Source organism: Bilophila sp. (assembly GCF_057864385.1).
Genome location: NZ_DBMAFI010000012.1, coordinates 30,558 through 51,979, shown reverse-complemented (window position 1 = coordinate 51,979; position 21,422 = coordinate 30,558). Strand labels below are relative to the sequence as shown.

The window sequence follows — 21,422 nt, the reverse complement described above, 5'->3', positions numbered from 1 at the left end:
GCTGGTGTTGGCGTGGGGAACAGGAACCCCTTCCCTGCTCCCCTGAAGGACGTTACAAGACCATCTTCCAGAAGGGGATGGCGATGAAGAACAGGAATACGCCGGTCAGGATCATGCGGGCCGCGAGCACCTTGAGCATGTCCTTGAACAGCATGTAGCCGGAACTGAAGAAATACAGGATGACAGCGTATTCATAGGGAAAGATGTAGTTGTCGAGGCCGTACTGGAAGGAATAGAACAACACGCGCGGATCCATCTTCATCTGCATGCCGAGTTCCACGAGCGGCGAGGTCATGGTCGTGGTCGCGGCGAGCGGGGTCAGGAGGAAGTTGGCTCCCGCGCCGAGGATATAGGCCGCGAGCCCCGCGAGGGTATCGCTCATGCCGTGCAGATAAGGCAGGGTGATGCCGGCGATCCAGCCGGTGACCTTGAGAAAGCCGCCCGCGCTGCCGATGGTCATGCAGCCCATGATGAAGAACAGGGGCGCGAAGTTGATCTTGCTGAACTTGGGGCCGTCGAGCAGCCGGACGCCGGGCAGGAAGGCCACGAAGGTGATCCCGATGAGCACCAGACCGGCGGCCACCCCGTGCAGTTTGTCTGTAGCGAGCAGGATGAGGGTGGCGAGCATGAGCAGGGCGGCGCGCTTCTGTTCGGGCGTGACCGGGCCGAGTTCCTGATACTTGATCTGAAGGGTCGCGCGCAGGGCCTGCCGATCCACTCTGGAAGGCAGGATGAGCATCACGAGGCCGACGGACATGGCGGTATAGAGCATGCCCGGCAGAAAGTTGTGGATCGCGTACTCCATCCAGGCGGTGTTGATGCCGGAAACCTTGTGCAGGAGCCCCATGCCGAGCACGAGATCCGCGCCGCCGGTAAGGTAGCACAGCTTGGTCGAGGCCACGGCGAGGCAGCAGGTCAGGATGACGGCGGTGGCTTCGCGGCTCTTGGGCTTGAAGTCCAGCGCGTCGCACAGGCTGATGCCGATGGCGCAGAAGATCGCGGCCTTGCCGGTGATGGCCGGAACGAGCGGGGCGACGATGGAAACGGCGAGGGTGATACCAATGAGGGTGCCGACGAAGCTGCCGCCCATACAGCGCACGCAGGCCAGGCCGATGCGCTTGCCGAGGCCCGTTTCCTGGAGAATCTTGCCGAGCGCGAACCCGCCGATGACGATGATGGGCACTTCCGAGAGCCACGGCGAATACACCACCTGCTGCTTCACGCCGCACAGGACGATGTACAGCACCGGGAGGACAAGCCCCACGGCGACTTCGTTCATGGCGTCCATCGCCCACATGCAGACCGCCCACGTGGTGATGGCGAGGAACATGGCCATCTCATACGTAACGGCCTGACCGTCTATGGGAATGAGGAAATAGACGATAATGGGGATCGCAATGGATATGATCCACTTCACTGCCAGCGTTCCGCGTGCTCCCAGGGTTGGCGAACTCATGCCTCTTCTCCTTCAGAGGGTTGACTGAAAACTTAAGGAGACTCTAACGGGAAGGGGAAAGGCATGATGTAACGGTTGCTACATTTTTCTCAAAGAAACGTTTTTTTATCGCCCCGACGTCGAAAAAGACCGGTACGGCAGGAAGGAAATGCGTTGCTGTAGCGCAAAAGAGTGTATAATCTGCTGTTGTAAAAATGCTTTCCCCTGAGTGACAATGGGCATATCCGTAAAGGGGGAGGTGAGCCGCAGACAAGGAGCAGATGTGGAGACGAACGAAGCGAAACTGATAGAATTTACCCACATTCCCCCCGAAGCGGGCGTGTGGCGGCAGGTGCTCCATCTCGGCAACCGCCTGATCTTCCACAAGGGATCCGAGATCATGCACGGCGGGCAAGAGGGCGCGTACCTGTATTTTCTGTATCAGGGCGAAGTGCGGCTGATGCGGACGACGCTGGACGGTCGGGAAAAAATCCTCATGTGCATGACCGCGGGGGGCGTCACGGGCGAAACCCCATTTTTCGACGAGGTGCCCGCGCACAGTTCCATCGTAGCGGCAACGGACTGCGTAGTGTACGCTTTTTCACAGGATTGCGTACGGCACGAGATCATCCCCCACTACCCGGAACTGACGCTGGCACTGCTGCAATCGCTGGCCTCCAAGGTCCGCGTGCTGTGCAATCAGTCGGTCAGCCTGAGCCTTGAGGAGCTGCCCTCGCGCATCTGCCGGTTCCTACGGCTGCGGGTGCGGGACGGAGACAACGCGCCGTGCGTTTCGCCGGGCCTGAACCAACAGGAACTGGCGAACCTGCTCGGCGTTCACCGTGTGACCCTGAACAAGGCGTTGCGCGAACTGGAGAAGGAATCCATCATCGGGCCGTATGCCAAGGACGAGGTATACATCCTTGATATGGATCGTTTTCTGGAACTGGCGATGAGGTAAGCCCGCGGCGTTTCCCTATGGAAGGCCCTGTACGGACGTGTGTGGAGAAACCGTTCGGGGCCCCTTTGCCCCGTATTTTCCGAAAGGCTCTGTCATAGTTTATGGTTGTTTCATCTCCACAGTGCGATGAAAATACAGCCTTTTTTCCGGTTTTCCCCTTGGCGGGCTCCACGGCTGAGGCATTTTTCCGGTTATCCCTTTGGAGTTTCAAGGAAAAAAGCATCAACCATTTTCTATAACACAGCCTTCCGAAAAGGATGTGAACACACCATGATTGATGCGTTTCAGGCCGACATGAGGCTTGAAACGCATTCTTTTGCGTCAAATGTAACAAACGCAACAGCGCCGCCCCCCGGACCGGTGCTAGCGTCCGGTCATACGAAGAGGCATTCTCTCCCATCACAGCGAAATCAAGGAGTCAGTTATGGGTCATCCGACTATCTATCCCACCGGCGTTACCGTATACGATCCTGAAAAATGCTGGAACGGTTTCACGATCTTTCAGGCGCAGGAAGTCGGCGCCGTACTTATGGATATGAACGGCCGCGAAGTGAACGTCTGGAAGGGCGTCCACGGCATGCCCAACAAGATTTTCCCCGGCGGCTATCTGATGACCAGCCGCGGACGCCGCAGCGGCAAGTACAGCGTGCAGGATGGCCTTGACGTCATTCAAGTGGACTGGGACGGCAACATCGTGTGGAAGTTCGATCGCAACGAATACATCGACGATCCCGGCATCCCCGGCCGCTGGATGGCCCGTTACCATCACGACTTCCAGCGCGAGGGCAGCACCACCGGCTACTACGCGCCCGGCATGGAACCCAAGACCGACTCCGGCAACACCCTCATCCTCGCACACCGCAACGCCCGTAATCCCAAAATTTCCGACAAGCAGCTCCTCGACGACGTGATCCTTGAAGTGGACTGGGATGGCGACATCGTGTGGGAATGGAACTGCAACGAGCATTTCGACGAAATGGGTTTCCGCGAAGGCCCCAAGAACACCCTCGCCCGCAACCCCAACTACCGCCCCACACAGCCCGAAGGCATGGGCGATTGGATGCACATCAACTCCATGTCCGTGCTCGGCCCGAACAAGTGGTATGACGCGGGCGACGAACGCTTCCATCCCGACAACATCATCGTGGACGGACGCGAAGCCAACATCATCTTCATCATCTCCAAGGCGACCGGCAAGATCGTGTGGAAGCTCGGCCCCGATTATGACAACAGCCCCGAAGCCAAGGCCATCGGCTGGATCATCGGGCAGCACCACGCGCATATGATCCCGCATACCCTGCCCGGCGGCGGCAACATCCTCGTGTTCGATAACGGCGGGTGGGGCGGCTATGACGTGCCGAACCCCGGCGCCCCCACCGGCGTCAAGGCGGCGCTGCGCGACTATTCCCGCGTGCTGGAAATCGACCCCGTGGCCATGAAAATCGTGTGGCAATACACCCCAAGCGAAGCCGGTTTCCTCGCACCGATGGACAGCAACCGCTTCTACAGCCCCTTCATCAGCGGCATGCAGCGCCTGCCCAACGGCAACACGCTGATCACCGAAGGTTCCGACGGCCGCGTCTTTGAAGTGACGCCCGACCACAAGATCGTGTGGGAATTCATTTCTCCCTACAAGGGCACGTTCGTCCCCATGAACATGACCTACCGCGCCTACCGCGTTCCGTACGAATGGGTCCCGCAGGCCGCCAAGCCCGCCGAAACCCCCATCAGGCCGCTGGACGTTGCCACCTTCCGCGTCCCCGGCGCCGCCGCCCTGGGTGATCGCGACAAGGAAGTGAGCGTTGAAGGGTGCGTCCCGTACGAAGGCAGCAACGCCCTGTGCGTGGCTTCCGTGGAAGACCCGACCGACAAGTAACAAGACAACCCGAGGCGGGGAGCTTTCCCCGTCTCTTTTCAGAGAGCAGCCATGAGCATCACATTGTATACGGCACCGGACTGCCTGCGGTGCAAAATCGTCAAGGGTTTTCTCGCCGAACGCCGGATCGCCTATGACGCGGTGGATTTCAAGGCCGACGCCCCGACTTTCAACGCCTTCTACCGTGCCAACCGCAAGGCCATCTACCGTAATCCCGAAGGCGTGGAGTTCCCGCTGTTCGATGACGGCACGGTGATCAAACAAGGGTCCGGCGAAATCATCGCCTATCTGCTGTCCGGCCATGCGCTCGAAGGCGCGGTGACGCGCAGCGATCTCCTGCACGGCTGGATTTCCGGCCTCTATCTTTCGCAGTGCCCCGCCGCCGAGGAGGAACATTTCGTCGAGCTGGTGCAGCAGCTCGCCAAGGGCGGGCTCACGGTCTGCATGCAGACGGACGGGCGCAACCCGGCGTTGCTCGAACGGCTCGCCGGCCTTGATGTGCTCGCCAAGATCCAGCTCAACATCCACGGCCCGGCCTCCGTGTACGAAACCCTGTTCGGTGCGGCGCCTTCCAAGGAGGAGCTTGCCAAGACCATCGAACAGGTCAAGGCGTTCCCGAATCATGAAATCCGCTTCCTCGCCGCGCCGATCCCCGGGGACGGCGGTGCGCGCTGGCCGAGCCGCGACGAAGCCGGGGAAGCAGCCCGCATGGTCTTCGACGCCTGCGGCGACCATCAGCTTCCCTATGCCATCGCGTCCGTGACGCCCGATATGCCTCAGGGTATGCAGGGCCTTGAGCCCGTGACCGATCCCATGCTGCTCAAGTACCGCTCCGCGTCCCGCGAATTTCTGTTCAAGGCCGATATTCAGAAATAGGAAAGTGAATCAGGGGAAGGGAAACTTTCTGGAGAAAACTCCCCTTCCCCCCTCTTCAACTGCTTTTAACCTCATCGGATCCCTGTCGGCTGTTTTCCCGGATTGTCTCTGTTTAGGAAAAACTGGGCGACGGGATTTGGGGAAGGTCCGGCTGGCGCGTCGCGTCCGCCTCTCCTTCCATACCCTTTTGATAAGCGGGTAACGCCCCAACTCCAAAGCGAGGCAACTCATGCACTACGACGTACTCATTATCGGCGGCGGCCCCGGCGGCACGACGGCGGCGAAGGAACTGGCGGCGGGCGGCAAACGGGTCGCGATCATTGAGGACAACCATTGGGGCGGCACCTGCCTGAACTGCGGTTGTATCCCCACCAAGATGCTGCTCGGCGCGACGGCTCCGCTCGCGATGCTCAAGGCGCAGGAACGCCTGCGAACCATGAAGGGAGGCATCGACATCGACTACAAGGCGTTGCAGGCCCGTGTGGGCCGCTTCATCAAGGGATCGAGCCAGGCCCTCGCCAAAGCCCTGACCGCCGCGGGGATTACCCTGTATCAGGGACACGGCGTCATCGCGGGAAAAGGGTACGTAGCGATCCGCTCTGAAGCTGAAGAAGAAATGTTGACGGCTGACGACATCATCCTGTCCTGCGGTTCGTCCAGCGCATCTTTTCCTGGGCTGGCTCCCGACGGCGCAGCCGTGCTCGACAGTACCGGCATCCTGAACCTCCCTGAGGTGCCCGAAAGCCTGATCATCGTGGGCGCCGGGGCCATCGGCCTCGAACTCGGCGATTTCTTCGGCCTGATGGGCACCAAGGTGACCATCGTGGAAGCCGCGCCGCACATCGCGCCTACGGAAGACAACGATATCGCAAAGGAACTGGATCGCACGCTGGGCAAGGCGGGCCGTACCTGCATCGCGGGCGTGATGGCGAAATCGCTGGTCACCAAGGACGGGCAGGCCGAATTGACTCTCGGCGACGGCCGGGTGCTGACCGCCTCCAAGGCGCTGGTCGCCGTGGGCCGGACCCCAAACACCGCCGGGCTCGGCTGCGAAAAGGCAGGCTGCGCGCTGGAACGCCGGGGCTTCGTGGAAGTGGATGAACGCCTGCTGGCCGCCGAAGGCGTGTACGCCATCGGCGACGTGAACGGGCTTACACTGCTGGCCCATGCAGCCGATCATCAGGGCGCATATGTCGCCCGCCGGATTTTGGGGCAGGAGCATGGCGCGTATGTGCCTGGCCCGGTGCCGTCCTGCATCTACGGCAGCACCGAAGTCATGCGCGTCGGACAGACCGCCAAGGCCCTGCTCGCCGCCGGAAAGGCCGTCTCCGTGTCGCAGGCCCCGCTGACCCTGAATCCCATCGCGCAGGCCGCGGGCGCTTCCGGCGGCTTCGTCAAGGTGGTCTGGGACGGCGACGTCATCGCGGGCATCGCCGCCGTCGGGCACGGCGTCTCCCACCTCGTCACCGTGGCGCAACTGCTCATGGTCGGCGAATATGTCCCCGAAAAGCTGCATGAAGTCATGTTCGGGCACCCCACACTGGACGAAATCCTCCCCGCCGCCATCCGTGCCCCCCGTGTAAGCGTGACCGAAGCATAACAATCTTCAAAGGAGAAAAGCGATGAGCCTCACCTATCCCGACGACCGCACGTACCACGCCGAACACCTGTGGGCCAAGCCCGAAGCCGACGGCACCATGCTTGTGGGCATCACCGACTACGCGCAAGATCAACTCGGCGGCATCATCTTCGTGGACCTCCCCGCCGTGGGCGACCATTTCAAACAGGGCGTCTCCTGCGCCTCCATCGAGTCTGTAAAAATCACCTCCGACGCGATCAGCCCTATCTCCGGCGAAATCGCAGCGATCAACGACAGCCTCGCCGATACCCCAGAACTCCTCAATGACGATCCCTATGGTAAAGGCTGGCTCCTCCGCATCAAACCCGACAACGCCGATGAGGGCGGGCGCATCTCCGCCGCAGACTACGCCAAGCTCGTCGGCTGAACGGGCCGGAAATCCGACTGCTCTCGGCTTGGCCTCTTCACAGAAAGGGGATGGGAATCTTTCCCATCCCCTTTGTTGTCAGGCGTACTGAAAAGGTTCTGTCATAGTGTGTGGTTGTTTCATCTCCACAGCACGGTGAAAAGACAGGCTTTTTCTCCAGTTTTCCCCTTGGCTGAATCCATAGCCGAGGCGTTTTTCTGGTTATCCTTTTGGAATTTCGAGGAAAAAAGCATCAACCATTTTCTGGGGCACAGCCTTTTGCAAAGGAAACGGAGGCAACTCTGCCGACACTGAAGGTATCACTGGACTCTGAGTCCATCATGCGCCATTTTATTGTTTATTGTAGAGGGGAAGACGCAGCCAAAACCTTTATCCCGCTCCGCCGATCCAGAGGATGCGTAAAAGATATGAATCACGTACCTGCTGAGACAAAAATAATGAACAAGCGGCATCCCTTTCGCATACACAAACCAGATTCCTAATAGGGCTTTTGAATGGCAACTATTGTCACATTACGAGAATAGCTATACCCGGTACACAGCCTTTCCTTATGGCTGTGTTATAGAAAATGGTTGATGCTTTTTTCCTTGAAATTCCAAATGGATAGCTGGAAAAAACGCCTTAGCCGTGGATCCCGCCAAGGGGAAAACCGGATAAAAAGGCTGTATTTTCACCGCACTGTGAAGATAAAACAACCACAAACTATACAAAGCCTTCCTTGTTTCCGAACGGGATTTGCGCCGGGGCCCCTGCAACGTGCATTGCCGTTTCACGGATTGACCTCTTGCCAGCAATAAAGAAAAATACATCGGGTTCCCCTCCGTACGGGCGGCTTTTCCGCCCGCCCCAGTCACCCCAACCCTTGTGAGATTATGCTGACAGCCAATCGGAAAACGGAAGACTGCTCCTTTCTGGCCCTGCTTATCGGGGTTACGGCCCTTTTTCTCTGGATGATGCTGCCCTTCTTCGACGTCATTTTTTGGGCGGCGACAATCGGCATCCTTTTCCATCCCGTCTACAGAACCATTTCCGAAAAATGGCGTATGGGACGTATCCTCTCATCACTCATAACTATTCTTCTCTGCCTCGTCCTCATCATCATTCCTCTCTCGTACATCCTCTATAACTGCATTGTCGAGGCAACCCTCCTCTACCAAAGGCTGCACGCCGATCAAAATTCCTTTGTCGGTTACATCGACCGGATCAAAGATTCCTATCCGTTCCTTCAGGACTGGCTCCACTACGCCGGGTACGATCTTGAACGCATCAAAAGCCTCCTGACCAAAGCGGCCCTTTCCGCCAGCAGCTTCCTCGCCAAAAATACCGTTACCTTGGGCGAGAACACCTTGGGATTCCTGACCAACTTGGCGCTCGTCCTCTACATTGCTTTCTTCCTGCTCATGGACGGCACCAAGATACAGGAACTCCTCATCAAGGCCCTGCCCTTCGGGGATCACCGCGAAAAGCTGCTTTTCCGCAAGTTTGCCGAAGTCACGCGGGCGACGGTGAAAGGCAGCCTCCTCGTTGCCGCAGCGCAAGGCGCGCTCGGTGGGGTCATCTTCTGGTTCCTCGACATCCACGCGGCGCTCCTGTGGGGCGTGGTCATGACGGCACTGGCGCTGATCCCGGTTGTGGGCGCGGCGCTCGTCTGGGGGCCCGTGGCCGTCTACCTTTTGCTTACGGGCAATTACTGGGACGGCGGCATCCTGCTGGTATACGGCTCCACCGTGATCGGCCTCGCCGACAATATTCTCCGCCCGCTGCTTGTCGGCCGGGACACCAAGTTACCGGACTTCCTCGTGTTGCTGTCCACGTTGGGGGGATTCGTCTTTTTCGGCATGGACGGTTTCGTCACGGGGCCCACGCTCGCCGTACTGTTCGTGACCGTCTGGCAAATTTTCATTGCGGAGTTCGGGGCAGACGCGCCGGCCTCCCCTGCCGCTTCCCCCGTATCCGCCGTTGTCCCCGCCAAGCGGCAACCGGACAGCCAACCATCATTACCAACAAAGAAAAACAAGGCATCGCGTAAATCCCGTAGGCAACGATAACCCCCGCCGCCTGACCCAAAACCCTAGCGGCATGCGTGCCCACCAGCCCCCCAAAAAAGACAGGCCCCTCATGATGAGTATGGGGCCTGCCGTTTTTGAGAAAGGCTCTGTTTATATGGTTGTTTCATCTCTACAAGTCGGTGGTTATGCACCCTTTTTCCCCGGTTTTCCCCTTGGCGGACTCCATAGCCAAGGCATTTTGTTGGTTATTTCTTTGGAACTTCAAGGAAAAAAACATCAGCCATTTTCTATGACACAGCCTTAGGCAATGTCGCCAATTAGATATAATCTATTGAAAATCATTCTAAGAAATTTTCATAAGGATGTATAACCTAACTCTAAATTTGGCTCTCCACGCTGTTGTATATTGGGAACTGCTTTTGCACAGGCGGGGCATGAAAGGCAAAGGAGTTCGTTATGTTGAAAGGTATGTATTGCCGTATAGTTAAGCAAAGGGATAGGTATATAAATTAACATAATTACTAAGATTATGAGATAATATAAAATGTCATCTTCTATCTTTTTTCATTATTTTCATTATATCTCTATAGGTTAATGGATCATGCGATCCGCAAAGGGGAATGTCAGAGCCGCCCTAAAAATATCCGGTATTGGGATGGGCTGTCCGCAACCGCCAACCTAGCCGTACAGCGGGAGGTACCTGAGGGGATGGAGGGTCAGCCCCTCCACCCTATCCTGTCTTCCACAACGCTGTGCCATAAAAACGGCTGATGCTTTATTTCTTGAAATTCCAAAGAAATAGCCAATAAAATTCCCCAATCATGGAGCCCACCAGCGGAAAAACTGGATAAAAGCATCTATTTTCAGTATGTTGCTGAAACAAAAACAACCTTATACCATGACAAGGCCTTCCACAAAAGCAACGTCCCCCAAAAGACAAGGCGCCTCACAGAGAACCCCCTCTGAGACGCCTCACGGGAAGCGGCGGCCCGCACCGCCCCAAGGAAATCCCGCCCTAACGAAGCGAACGCTCGGTATATTCGGAAAAATCGTATGTCGATTGATGTTCCTGTAAGAAGGCAGGCGACGAGACAAGGCAGTTCGCTGTGGCAACGTTACAAGCCGTGGGGATGTTATACAGATTGGAAATACGCAGCAGAGCCTTGACGTCCACGTCATGCGGCTGGGCCAACATCGGATCCCAGAAGAAAATCAGGGCGTCAATCTTGCCTTCCGCGATACGGGAACCCATCTGCTGATCGCCTCCGAGCGGCCCGGATTTCAAACATTCCACGGGAGTCGACGGGCTTTCGTCACCAAGCAGCTCGCGCAACGCCGCGTCTATGAGGCGTCCGGTCGTCCCCGTACAGGTCAGGCGATGTCCTTTCAGCTCATTGACGTGCTCCCGCGCCCACCGGACCAAATCCTTTTTGCAGTTGTCGTGCGCCACCAGCGCGATATTCATGGAAGCTCCTTTGGGAAAGAGGATAGCAAGAACAACGCCCGCCCCCCCGCCTGTTCCGAAACGGCGCGTGCGTTCCCGCAAAAGGATACGAGAGGCGCGGACGGAGTCAAGAAAAAGGTTTTCGTGGTGCCGCCGGCCTTCGCTCGGTTAAAAAGGATCTGGCCCGGATGGAGGCGCATCGGCTCCTGTTGTGGGCCTTCGATGAGCTCGCGCCTTCCCGTTCCGGCGCGACGCCTATCGCGGCATTCGCCCCTTTGATGATTTTCTAAAAATTCATTTTGAATTTCATATGGTTGAAATACAGTTTTCATTGCAACAGCGAATGTCTCCGCCTATCCCCCGGTTTGACGTGCCCCTCAAAAAACGGCCCATCCCCACAATAGTGGAGCTAGGCCGCCTGATTATATGAAAAAATGACAATATCCATCCCATAATGGATACTTTTCCACAATGTACGCCCCGCATCCCAAAGCTGCACGAGGCTCAAAGGGATGCGTGGGCTCATCCCCTATTTGCGCGCGTGTGGCTGCGGCCAACCCGTTTTGCGGAACAGGCGGTGCGGCCTTATTTGCGCAGGTGTGGCTTACAGCCCCCATTCCGAAGGCGCAACCCGGTGGAAGTCTTCGTTCTGGGCGGCGATGTCGAGGGGAAGGGATTCGAGATCGTCCAGCGCGGGGATGCTCTCCCGGCCGAAAAATTCGCGGAAGTCAGCTATTTTGATGTAACTCTTGCACGAGCGGCAAACATGAACCTGATAGCCCGGCTCGTTTTCCGCCGTGAAGTAGTCCAGTTTCTTGGCGTCTTCCTCAAGGCAGAACGGGCACTGGATACGCTTGGCCCGGAACGTCGTCCGGCAGTACGAACACGTATGCAGCCGCTTTCCACCCTTGTTGATGTCCCGGCCCTCGTTGCGTGACGGTTCCGGGCCGCTCAAATGCCCGATAAAAGCCGGGCTCCCGCATACCGGACAGTGCCCGTGCTGCCAAACGTCGCTCTGCGGATAGGCGGCGGAAAGCGCTTCCCCCGCCGCTTCAAGCCACGGCTCCATGCCGTTGTACACAAGGAACGGCAGCAGGTTGGGCGCGTCGGGCGCTTCCTTGGCCCATGCCTCAAAGGGTTCGGCGTTTTCCAGCATGTAGGCGCGGAACAGCTCTTCCGGACGGATGTCGCCCCGGATCAGCTTATCCCGGACAAGCTGGGAAGCCGTGCGGAGCTGCGGCAGGGATTCCGCCACTTCCAGGATAGCGCGGAAAAGCTTTTCAGCCCCCGCCGCATCGACGGGGAATTGCTCCCTCGCCAGCAACGGCGCACCCTGCCGATGCTCCAGATCGCCGCAAACCAATGCCGGATCGACGGAAACCGCCAACGAAGCCTTCACCTCACCCTGCAGGCGGCATACGGCCTTTACGAGTTCCAAAAGTTCCTGCGGGAACCACGTCTTATTTTCAAGGGCAGCGAACTTCTTCACCAAACAGTCGCTCTTCGACGCTTCCATCTATCCTCCCGTGCGCGGGCACAGGGCCGACGCCTCAAGAATAAGGGCGAGAGCCAAGGGGGGCACCCGCCGTTGATCGGTTCCATCCATAACGGCCCAACGGGGCCAGCGCAAGACGTTTTGGCACCCTGCCGTATCCAAAAGCCGGAATCGCCTCATCGGAGCTTCCCACGCCCGTCCAGCGGACACCGTTGGCCCACACGCAGGGCCACGCCTTACTCACACCGGAAAAACTGCACGCTGGAAAGTGAACCGTCATGGCCGGTGGCCACGCCTCACTCACACCGGAAAACCCCATCCCTGCGGCAAAGGGTTCCTTTCCTCCCGTTCAAGTATTCCTTGAAGAAACTCCCCATAGCAAAGACGGTTGGGGGCTCATCGCCTATCGGAGTGAGGAGCCCCGCATACGGCAAAACCCGATTCCCCCCAAGGTTCCCCGCATGAAGGCGGCGGGCATACGCCCCGCTCTCCCCTCAGTGTACGAAGCGGGTGCAGAAGTTGACCTTTCTGTTCTCACAGGGACGTTTTGGAACCGGTTGTTTACAGCCCTGTTTGGAATAAGACCTTTCTGTTCTCACAGGGACGTTTTGGAACCGGTTGTTTACAGCCCTGTTTGGAATAAGACCTTTCTGTTCTCACAGGGACGTTTTCCCCCTCCGGGTACGACCGAGTACGAAGGGGCCTTCCTGTTCTGCGAAGCCTCAGATCCGCAGCCGTTCCGCCCTGCTCCTGCGGGTCAGCGTCACGCCGTCCAGCCTGCTTACGGCGTCCGTCAGAAAGACACGGTATGTACCCGAACCACCTTCCACGGGGAGCAGCCTCTCATACGCCAGCTCCCCGCAGACCCCCATAACCGACATGGCGCAGGCGCAGGACGGCAGGAGCGCTTGCGGGTTCGCCCCCACGCAGCAGCCGATGATCCCAGCCGACATGCAGCCCGTCCCGGTGATCTTGGCCATCATGGGGTGCCCGTTACGGATGGCCCATGCCTCATGGCTGTCCGCAACAATATCGATGGGGCCGCTGATCACGATGACCGCGCCTGTCCGGGCGCTGACCTTCCGCGCACGATCCGCGTGCCGGTTCAGATTGCCTTCCGTACTCAGGGCGTCAAGGTTCGCGTCCACCCCCTTGGTTGTGCCGCTCCCTTCCGCCAGATACGCGATTTCCGAACTATTCCCCTTGATGACGTCAAAACGGACTTCACGGAGCAGCATTTCTGCGGTTTCATTACGAAAACGTGAAGCCCCCACGCCCACGGGATCAAATACTACGGGGCGGCCCAGCCTGTTGGCTTCCTTCCCCGCCGCCAGCATGGATTGCACCGTCCGCTCGCTGAGCGTCCCCATGTTCAGCACCAGCGCGGAGCAATGCCCGACGATCTGTTCCACTTCATGCAGATCATCGGCCATGATGGGCGAACCTCCCAAAGCCAGCGTTATGTTGGCGCAATCATTGGCTGTAACATAATTGGTAATAAAATGCACCAGCGGCCTTTTTTGCCGCACGGCGCTCAGTACCTTCTCAAAGGGATTCATCTTTCAGCCTTCCTTTCCCCAGCGGCGGGATGTCCTCACGCGGCCCAGCCATATGGGGCCGTTTTCGCCAGAGCCCGGCAACCGGCTCCAGACTCCAGCCCATACAGCGGAAAACGGCCGCCCCACCCTTTTTCAGTGCTTTCCCTACGGCAAAACCCTGCCTCAGACGCAAGGCATCCCATGATTTGCCCATCATGTCTATGCCACTCTCTCCCCCCGCGCAACCAGCAATATCCGGGGCTTGTCCCTCCGGCCATCCCTGTTGGCGGCGACATCCTGACCGGTGCGCCTTGAATTGGTTCATTACAGGAGAACCATCGCCTTCTGCGGGGCACTCCCCTTTTTATGGGAACACCGCCTTTTCCTTCATCTTCTTTTCCGCTTTGCAAAGGAATATTTCCACAAGCGCCTTTTTCCCCGAAACAGGATTGACACAAGGCCCACGCTGGACTAGCAGTAGGGTATCCGTAACCAAATCATACAATGATTTAAACTATATATGCTCAGACAAGCATATATCGGCATTCCTGCGGCGGAGCCATCGGTTCCGCCCAATACCGGGAGGATCACCATGAGCGTATCACGCCGAGGCTTTTTGAAGTTCGGCCTTGGGGCCGCGCTGGCAGGCGCCGTTTCCGGGCTTGGGTTCAACTTGCGCCCCGCTTTTGCGCAGGCCAAGGAATTCAAACTCAAGTGGACGAAACAGACCACTTCCATCTGCTGTTACTGCGCCGTGGGCTGCGGGCTCATCGTCAGCACGAGCACGTCCGGCAACCCGCTGGGCAAGGGCCGCGCCATCAACGTCGAGGGCGATCCCGATCACCCGATCAATGAAGGCTCCCTCTGCCCCAAGGGGGCTTCCACCTGGCAGCTCACCGTCAATGACCAGCGCCCCAAGAAGCCCCTCTACCGCGCCCCCTACGCCACCGAATGGAAAGAGGTAGACTGGGAATGGGCGATGGAGGAAATCGCCAAGCGCGTCAAGGAAAGCCGCGACAAGTCGTTCACGGAAAAGAACGGCAAGGGCCAGATCGTCAACCGCACCGAAGCCATGGCTTCGTTCGGTTCCGCCGCTATGGACAACGAGGAGTGCTGGGCCTATCAGTCCATCCTCCGCAGCCTCGGCCTGGTGTATATCGAACACCAGGCGCGCCTCTGACACAGCGCCACTGTTACGGCTCTGGCAGAGTCGTTCGGACGCGGCGCAATGACGAATCACTGGAACGATTTGGCGAACAGTGACTGTATCCTCATCATGGGCAGCAATCCTGCCGAAAACCATCCCATTTCCTTCAAATGGGTGCTCAAGGCTCAGGACAAGGGCGCGAAGGTCATCAGCGTGGACCCGCGCTTCACCCACTCTTCGAGCAAGGCCGACTTCTATGTCCAGCTCCGCGTGGGCACGGACATCGCCTTCCTCGGCGGGATGATCAACCATATCCTGAGCAACGGCAAATACTTCAAACAATACGTCGTCGACAGCACCAACGGCCCCACGGTCGTCGGCGAGCGGTTCGGGTTCAGCGACGGCCTCTTCTCCGGCTTCGACGCCGACAAGAAGAGCTACGACAAAAAAACGTGGGCGTTCGACATGGACGCCAAGGGCGTCCCCGTGCGCGACGAAACGCTCTCGCACCCGCGCTGCGTATTCCAGCTTCTCAAGAAGCACTACAGCCGCTACACGCTCGACAAGGTATCCGAAACCACCGGCACGCCCAAGGAAGACCTCCTTCGCGTCTATGAGGCCTTCGCGTCCACCGGTGCGCCCGACAAGGCCGGGACCATCATGTACGCGATGGGCTGGACTCAGAAGAGCGTAGGCGTGCAGAACATCCGCGCCATGTCCATCATCCAGCTCCTGCTCGGCAACATCGGCGTGGCGGGCGGCGGCGTCAACGCGCTGCGCGGCGAATCCAACGTGCAGGGTTCCACCGACCAGGCCCTGCTCGCGGACGTCTGGCCCGGCTACCTGCCCGTGCCGACCTCCACGCTGGCGACCCTCGCGGACTACAACGCCACCACGCCCAAGACCAGCGATCCCAAGAGCGTGAATTGGTGGGGCAACCGGCCCAAGTATGTGGCGAGCTACCTCATGTCGCTTTATCCCGGCGTGACGCCCGACGTGGCCTACAGCTATGTCCCGCGCCTTGACGCCGACAAGAAGCGGACCGACTACATGTGGATGTCCATCTTCGACCGCATGAACGAAGGCAAGCTCGACGGCCTGTTCGCGTGGGGCATGAACCCAGCCTGCTCCGGCCCGAACGCCAACAAAAGCCGCAAGGCCATGGAAAAGCTCAAGTGGCTGGTGAACGTCAACCTGTTCGACAACGAAACCGGTTCGTTCTGGCGCGGCCCCGGCAAGGATCCGGCCAAGATCGCCACGGAAGTCTTCTTCCTGCCCTGCTGCACGTCCATCGAAAAGGAAGGCTCCATCGCCAACTCAGGCCGCTGGATGCAGTGGCGCTATGCCGGCCCCGACCGTTACGGCGAAACCAAGCCCGACGGCGACATCATGGTCGAAATGATGCTCGCCATCCGCAAGCTCTATCAGGAGCAGGGCGGCGCCTTCCCCGAACCGATCCTTGGCCTCGGCATCGACAAGTGGATGGAAGGGCATGAGTTCTCTCCCGCCAACACCGCCAAGGTCATGAACGGCTACTTCCTGCGCGACGTGACCATCGGCGGCAGGCAGTACAAGGCCGGGCAGCAGGTTCCCGCCTTCGCCATGCTGCAGGCCGACGGCTCCACCGCCAGCGGCAACTGGCTGCATGCGGGCTCGTGGACGGAAGAAGGCAACATGATGGCCCGCCGCGACAAGACGCAGACGCCGGAGCAGGAAAAGATCGGCCTGTTCCCCAACTGGTCTTATGCGTGGCCCATGAACCGCCGCATCATTTACAACCGCGCCTCCGTGGACAAGCAGGGCCGCCCGTGGAACCCGGACAAGCCGGTCATCCAGTGGCGCGACGGCAAGTGGGTCGGCGACGTGGTGGACGGCGGCGGCGATCCCGGCACCAAGTACCCCTTCATCATGCAGAAGGACGGTCAGGGCGCGCTCTTCGGGCCGGGCCGCGAAGACGGGCCGCTCCCTGAATTCTACGAGCCGATGGAATCGCCCTTCGAGAAGCACGCCTTCTCGACGCAGCGCAGCAACCCCGTGGCTTTCAAGGCCATCGGCGAAGTGCTGGCGGTGGCTGACGAGCGATTCCCGTTCATCGGCACGACCTACCGCGTCACCGAGCATTGGCAGACGGGCCTCATGACCCGCCGCTGCTCGTGGCTGGTGGAAGCCGAACCGCAGGTCTTCGCGGAGCTTGATCCCGAACTTGCCAAGAAGCGCGGCATCGGCAACGGCGACGTGGTGCGCGTCAGCAGCGCGCGCGGCAGCCTGCTTGCCAAGGCCATCGTGACCAACCGCTTCCAGCCCATGAACGCCAACGGCAAGACCGTGCATATGATCGGCCTTCCGTGGCACTTCGGCTGGCTGGTGCCCAAGCGCGGCGGCGACAGCGCGAACCTTCTCACCGCAGCCGTGGGCGACCCAAACTCCGCCATACCGGAATCCAAGGCCTTCATGGTCAACATTGAGAAGATGCCTGATCAGGATTTGCCGGAGTAGTCTTGAGGGGATGGGGAAACCGGGGGAGGGAACTTTTTGTAAAAAGCCCCCTCCCCCGGACCTGCCGAACGGCTCGCTCCCCATCCGCAAAAACTTTGACTGGTGGGGAGGCGGTGTGGCGGGAGTTCCGTTGACTGGACGGCTGAAAGGCAAGGCCCTGTCAGAGGATGTGGTTGCTCCATCTTCACGACATGGTGAAAATACAGCCTTTTTCCAGTTTTTCCGTTGGCGGGCTTCATGGCTGAGGCAATCGGTTATCCCTTTGGAGCGTTAGGGCGTTTTCACGTTGAAAAGCCCCTTCCGGCTGCGGAAGCAGGCGGCCGCTGCGAAGGCGTAAGCACAATATATTTGCCCTGTTCAATGCCGGATCGGGCGTGTCTTAAACTTTAACATTGGTAAGATGCTATTGGTAAGATTTTAAAGTTCATTTGCCCTAGGCCGTGTCGTCATTTTATATTTAACAATTTGAAACTATTGAAAACAATATTTTACAGCCTTAAAATAGCCAAATAATTCCCATAGATTACATCTAGTTGACGACACGACCTAAAAAACATGGCTGTGTCCTAGAAAATAGTTGATGCTTTTTTCCTTGAAGTTTCAGAGGAATAACCAGAAAAATGCCTTAGCCATAGGTTTCGCCAAGGGGAAAACTGGAGAAACAGGCTGTATTTTCACCACACTGTGGGATGAAACAACCGCATACTATGACAGAGCCAAAAACATCAACCAATTCCTGTGACATAGCCAAAGGCAAAGGCTCCACAGTGAATTTTGCCGAAAAAACAAAGGAATAGGTTCATGGCTGAAATGCTGCTGGATGGAACGGCAATCACCTTCTGCGGCAGCCTTTCCGCCGCGTAACAAAAAACAGCGGCTCCGGGGGACCCCCGCTGAGGGAAACCCGTCGGGCCGCCCCAAACGTCGCCCGCCCCGTTTATAAAAGTCTTAGGAGGGGAAAGGGGGAGGTTTGGAGGGGGGAAGGGGAAGCCCTTCTCCAGAAGGGTTCCCCTTCCCCCCTCCAATCTTTTCCCTCCTCCCTTCCCCCGATAAAGGAGTCCATCATGGCGAAAGCCTTTTTTGTCGACCTGACGCGCTGCACGGGCTGCCGCGGATGCCAGATCGCGTGCAAACAGTGGAAGAACCTGCCCGCCGAGGAAACGGCCAACCGCGGCGGACACACCAACCCGCCGGATCTGTCCAGCGTGACCTACAAAACCGTGCACATGCGCGAAGTGGGCAAGGGAAAGGACTTCCGTATGTTGTTCTTCCCTGAACAATGCCGCCATTGCGAGCTGGCCCCGTGCATGACCGCTTCGACCATCGACGGCGCCATCGTGCAGGACGAAAACACGGGCGCGGTGCTGTTCACGCCCCTGACCGCCCAGCTCGACGGGCAGGCCGTGCGCGAAGCCTGCCCCTATGACATCCCGCGTATCGACCCGGAAACGAAGCAGATCCACAAGTGCGACTTCTGCAACGACCGGGTGCATCAGGGCATGCTCCCCGCGTGCGTCCTGTCCTGCCCCACCGGATGCATGAATTTCGGCGAACGGGAAGACATGGAAAACCTTGCCGAGCAGCGGCTTGCGGAAGTTAAAGAACGTTTTCCCAATGCCGTATTAGGTGACAACGGCATTGTTCACGTGATATACTTGTATGCAGAAGATCCCAATCTGTACCACAAGTTCGCCGTATTCGCCCGGAACGACGCCGACCCGATGACGCGCCGCCAGCTTTTTGCGAAACTGCGCCGACCTGTGGCTTAGTCCTCAGCACCCGGAGTTGTAAACGTGAGAAAGGAACTTTTGACCCTTGCCGTGGCCTGTCTCCTGTGTGTCCCCGCTTTCGCCAATGATGACGAAAAACCCAAAGGCGTCAGCGACATCAAGGAGGTCGGCAAAGCTATCCGCAACCCCATCATCCTTGAGGCCACCGGCGGAAAGCAGAAGATGGACGTCGTGTTCAACCACTCGTCGCATCGCCGCGTCCGCTGCCAGACCTGCCACCATGCACTGCCTTCCGATATCGACGCCAAGTACGTCACCTGCGGCGCGAGCGAGGAATGCCATTCAGTGCCCCGTGGTGACGACGGCGTTGCCCCAAGCCTCTTCAAGGCGTTCCACGCCAAGGACAGCGATCACTCCTGTTACGGCTGCCACATGAAAAAGCGTAAGCAGTACACAGGGTTCCAGAAGGGTTGCTTACCCTGTCACGAAAAGGCTCAAAAGGATCCCAAGGCTCCGGCCGTTGCTGAAAAGACGTTGAACTAACCCCGCCATAGCGGGTTCCCGTTTATGGAACAAGGCGGCTTCCTTTTGTGGAAAGCCGCCTTTTTTCAGGAGGCTGTGTCCTAGAAAATGGTTGATGCCCTTTTCCTTAAAATTCCAAAGGAATAACCGGCAAAATACCTTAGCCCTAGATTCCGCCAATGGGAACACTGGAAAAAAGGTTGTGTTTTCCACCGCACTGTGGAGATGAAACAACCACATGCCTTGACAGAGCCTTTCAGAAGGCTGCGCCACAGGAAACGATTGACGCCTTATATTCTGAAATTTCAAATGGATAACCAATAAAATACCTCAGCCGTGGGGCATCTGGGTCATCCAACGGAAAATTTGAGAAAAATCTGTATTTTCAATATACTGCTGAGAGAAAAAAAGCATATTCTGCGGCAGGCCCTTTCAGAAAGGCCCTGTCATGGCATGTGGTTGCCATCTCCAAAACACGGTGAAAATACAGCCTTTTTTAAGAAAAAAACATCAACCATTTTCTATGACGCAGCCTCGGAAAAGGCCGATATCCGCCCTCAAAAACCTTTGCACCGTCCGCCGCCCTTTGCCGGTTTCCATCCCCGCGGCGATTCCGTCCCTTGCCCAGAGAAACTTTTTTTGGAAAAAAGAGTTCGCCCGGCCCTTTTTGTTCTTTTTATCACGAGACAGCCCTTTTTCCGCGACCGTTTTGCCTCCAGACGAGAATATGATACACAGAGCCACATGTCAGCGCATCCCCACCTTCTTGGCAGGCAGCGCCGAGGAGACATCGTGTACGGAATAGTCATGGCGGGTGGCCTGTCGTCCCGCATGGGGCGGAACAAGCTCCGCCTCTCGATTCACGGCGACGGCAAGGACATGCTTGAGCGCACGGTGGAGCTGCTCGGCGGCTTCACTGACGGCGTGTTCGTTTCCTGCCGCGCGCCCGAAGACGCCGCCCCTTTCAAGGCCATCCCCGACGAGGTGGATCGCCAAGGGCCGTTCGGCGGGGTCTATTCGGCCCTGCGCCGCCTGCAGCAGCCCCTGCTGGTTCTCTCCTGCGATCTGCCGTTCATGGACGGCCCGACGCTTCGCCGCCTGCTCGATGCGCGGGAAACCCGTTTGCCCGGCACCATCATGACCACGTATCAGCAAGAGGAAACGGGGTTTATCGAAGCTCTGGTCGCGGTATACGAACCCGCGTGCCTACCCTGGTTCGACGCCGCGTGGGAACAGGGCGTCCGCAAGTTCAGCGTGGTCATCCCCGAAGCCCTGCGCACCCACGTCCCCTACTCGCGCTCGGAGGCCCTGCCCTTTTTCAACATCAACTATCCCGCCGACTTTGAAATCGCCCGCCGCCTCGCGGAGCTGATGAGGAGGAACGGGATATAGGGGCGGACGGAAGGAAGAGAAGACTTGGAGGGGAGAGGGAGGGACTTTCTGGAGAAAGTCCCTCCCTCTCCCCTCCAAACCTCCCCTCTCCCACCCCAAAGACTTTCGTATGCGGGCGTCAGGCCGGCTCCGTTTGGCGTAAAGGGCCGACCGCCGTTTGTACCTGAGCGAAGAAAACGCAACAGTTGTTTTTGAGAGCCGTTGGGTACGTTTGAAAATTTGGGCATAGCTGTCTTCAGGAAGGGCTGTGCCATAGAAAATGGTTGATGCTTTTTTCCTTGAAGTTCCAAAGGAATAACCAATAAAATCTTAACCGTGGATTCCGCCAAGGGAAAAACTGGGGAAAAAGGCTGTGTTTTCACCGTGGTGTGGAGATGAAGCAACCGCATACTATGACAGGGCCTTACGAAAACGATATGCAGTCATATTGTGCTCTTTTAAAACGAAATATCGTACTCATTTGGGAATGGCATTCCCCTCACCATATAAAACAGT

General features: G+C 58.0%; 16 protein-coding genes. 12 read left to right on the top strand and 4 right to left on the bottom strand.

Features of this window, described 5'->3' with window-relative positions; all coding sequences use genetic code 11:
* Window positions 1-52: 52 nt before the first annotated feature.
* Entirely contained in the window at window positions 53-1,456 is a 1,404-nt protein-coding gene (locus tag ACZM8Y_RS05740; RefSeq protein ID WP_302554492.1) for an SLC13 family permease, read from the bottom strand.
* 262 nt (window positions 1,457-1,718) lie between these two features.
* Here ACZM8Y_RS05740 and ACZM8Y_RS05735 point away from each other — a divergent pair, with 262 nt between their 5' ends.
* The 8 genes from ACZM8Y_RS05735 (at window position 1,719) to ACZM8Y_RS05700 (ending at window position 9,467) form a co-directional block, all read left to right on the top strand.
* Window positions 1,719-2,396: a Crp/Fnr family transcriptional regulator gene (locus ACZM8Y_RS05735; protein WP_302554493.1), complete on the top strand. Its 678-nt coding sequence runs from the start codon at window positions 1,719-1,721 to the stop codon at window positions 2,394-2,396.
* Window positions 2,397-2,497: 101 nt separating this feature from the next.
* Window positions 2,498-2,635: a hypothetical protein gene (locus ACZM8Y_RS05730; RefSeq protein WP_489501652.1), complete on the top strand. Its 138-nt coding sequence runs from the start codon at window positions 2,498-2,500 to the stop codon at window positions 2,633-2,635.
* Between the two features lie 185 nt (window positions 2,636-2,820).
* A complete protein-coding gene (locus tag ACZM8Y_RS05725) occupies window positions 2,821-4,272 on the top strand; it encodes an aryl-sulfate sulfotransferase (RefSeq protein WP_482333138.1) in 1,452 nt (483 codons plus the stop codon).
* A gap of 51 nt (window positions 4,273-4,323) precedes the next feature.
* Window positions 4,324-5,148 (top strand): hypothetical protein, encoded by an 825-nt coding sequence (locus tag ACZM8Y_RS05720; RefSeq protein WP_482333140.1) that lies wholly within the window; start codon window positions 4,324-4,326, stop codon window positions 5,146-5,148.
* A gap of 229 nt (window positions 5,149-5,377) precedes the next feature.
* A complete protein-coding gene (locus ACZM8Y_RS05715; RefSeq protein WP_482333143.1) occupies window positions 5,378-6,748 on the top strand; it encodes a dihydrolipoyl dehydrogenase family protein in 1,371 nt (456 codons plus the stop codon).
* Between the two features lie 22 nt (window positions 6,749-6,770).
* Window positions 6,771-7,154 (top strand): glycine cleavage system protein GcvH, encoded by a 384-nt coding sequence (gene gcvH / locus ACZM8Y_RS05710; RefSeq protein WP_482333148.1) that lies wholly within the window; start codon window positions 6,771-6,773, stop codon window positions 7,152-7,154.
* An 872-nt stretch (window positions 7,155-8,026) separates the two neighbouring features.
* Window positions 8,027-9,202, top strand: coding sequence for an AI-2E family transporter (locus tag ACZM8Y_RS05705; protein ID WP_482333153.1), 1,176 nt, complete (start codon window positions 8,027-8,029; stop codon window positions 9,200-9,202).
* Between the two features lie 31 nt (window positions 9,203-9,233).
* Window positions 9,234-9,467 (top strand): hypothetical protein, encoded by a 234-nt coding sequence (locus tag ACZM8Y_RS05700; RefSeq protein ID WP_489501650.1) that lies wholly within the window; start codon window positions 9,234-9,236, stop codon window positions 9,465-9,467.
* A gap of 711 nt (window positions 9,468-10,178) precedes the next feature.
* On the opposite strand, the gene ACZM8Y_RS05695 is transcribed toward ACZM8Y_RS05700, so the two are convergent.
* The 3 genes from ACZM8Y_RS05695 to thiM form a co-directional block, all read right to left on the bottom strand.
* Window positions 10,179-10,628 (bottom strand): methylglyoxal synthase, encoded by a 450-nt coding sequence (locus tag ACZM8Y_RS05695; protein WP_302554178.1) that lies wholly within the window; start codon window positions 10,626-10,628, stop codon window positions 10,179-10,181.
* 583 nt (window positions 10,629-11,211) lie between these two features.
* On the bottom strand, window positions 11,212-12,123 hold the full coding sequence (locus ACZM8Y_RS05690) for a formate dehydrogenase accessory protein FdhE (protein WP_482333162.1): 912 nt from the start codon (window positions 12,121-12,123) through the stop codon (window positions 11,212-11,214).
* Window positions 12,124-12,824: 701 nt separating this feature from the next.
* Window positions 12,825-13,661 (bottom strand): hydroxyethylthiazole kinase, encoded by an 837-nt coding sequence (gene thiM, locus ACZM8Y_RS05685; protein WP_482334752.1) that lies wholly within the window; start codon window positions 13,659-13,661, stop codon window positions 12,825-12,827.
* Window positions 13,662-14,232: 571 nt separating this feature from the next.
* On the opposite strand from thiM, the gene fdnG reads away from it, so the two are divergent.
* The 4 genes from fdnG (at window position 14,233) to mobA (ending at window position 20,927) form a co-directional block, all read left to right on the top strand.
* A complete protein-coding gene (gene fdnG, locus ACZM8Y_RS05680; RefSeq protein WP_489501649.1) occupies window positions 14,233-17,283 on the top strand; it encodes a formate dehydrogenase-N subunit alpha in 3,051 nt (1,016 codons plus the stop codon).
* A 1,064-nt stretch (window positions 17,284-18,347) separates the two neighbouring features.
* Window positions 18,348-19,052, top strand: a complete 705-nt coding sequence (locus ACZM8Y_RS05675) for a 4Fe-4S dicluster domain-containing protein (protein WP_482334792.1) — start codon at window positions 18,348-18,350, stop codon at window positions 19,050-19,052.
* 24 nt (window positions 19,053-19,076) lie between these two features.
* Entirely contained in the window at window positions 19,077-19,556 is a 480-nt protein-coding gene (locus tag ACZM8Y_RS05670; RefSeq protein ID WP_302554380.1) for a cytochrome c3 family protein, read from the top strand.
* A 771-nt stretch (window positions 19,557-20,327) separates the two neighbouring features.
* Window positions 20,328-20,927, top strand: a complete 600-nt coding sequence (mobA, locus tag ACZM8Y_RS05665; protein WP_479859989.1) for a molybdenum cofactor guanylyltransferase — start codon at window positions 20,328-20,330, stop codon at window positions 20,925-20,927.
* Window positions 20,928-21,422: the final 495 nt, after the last annotated feature.

Excerpts from the sequence above, each read along its gene's own strand:
- ACZM8Y_RS05740 (WP_302554492.1), bottom strand. The coding sequence starts at position 1,456 with ATGAGTTCGCCAACCCTGGGAGCACGCGGAACGCTGGCAGTGAAGTGG.
- ACZM8Y_RS05730 (WP_489501652.1), top strand. The coding sequence starts at position 2,498 with ATGGTTGTTTCATCTCCACAGTGCGATGAAAATACAGCCTTTTTTCCG.
- ACZM8Y_RS05725 (WP_482333138.1), top strand. The coding sequence starts at position 2,821 with ATGGGTCATCCGACTATCTATCCCACCGGCGTTACCGTATACGATCCT.
- ACZM8Y_RS05720 (WP_482333140.1), top strand. The coding sequence starts at position 4,324 with ATGAGCATCACATTGTATACGGCACCGGACTGCCTGCGGTGCAAAATC.
- ACZM8Y_RS05715 (WP_482333143.1), top strand. The coding sequence starts at position 5,378 with ATGCACTACGACGTACTCATTATCGGCGGCGGCCCCGGCGGCACGACG.
- gcvH (WP_482333148.1), top strand. The coding sequence starts at position 6,771 with ATGAGCCTCACCTATCCCGACGACCGCACGTACCACGCCGAACACCTG.
- ACZM8Y_RS05705 (WP_482333153.1), top strand. The coding sequence starts at position 8,027 with ATGCTGACAGCCAATCGGAAAACGGAAGACTGCTCCTTTCTGGCCCTG.
- ACZM8Y_RS05700 (WP_489501650.1), top strand. The coding sequence starts at position 9,234 with ATGCGTGCCCACCAGCCCCCCAAAAAAGACAGGCCCCTCATGATGAGT.
- ACZM8Y_RS05695 (WP_302554178.1), bottom strand. The coding sequence starts at position 10,628 with ATGAATATCGCGCTGGTGGCGCACGACAACTGCAAAAAGGATTTGGTC.
- ACZM8Y_RS05690 (WP_482333162.1), bottom strand. The coding sequence starts at position 12,123 with ATGGAAGCGTCGAAGAGCGACTGTTTGGTGAAGAAGTTCGCTGCCCTT.
- thiM (WP_482334752.1), bottom strand. The coding sequence starts at position 13,661 with ATGAATCCCTTTGAGAAGGTACTGAGCGCCGTGCGGCAAAAAAGGCCG.
- ACZM8Y_RS05675 (WP_482334792.1), top strand. The coding sequence starts at position 18,348 with ATGGCGAAAGCCTTTTTTGTCGACCTGACGCGCTGCACGGGCTGCCGC.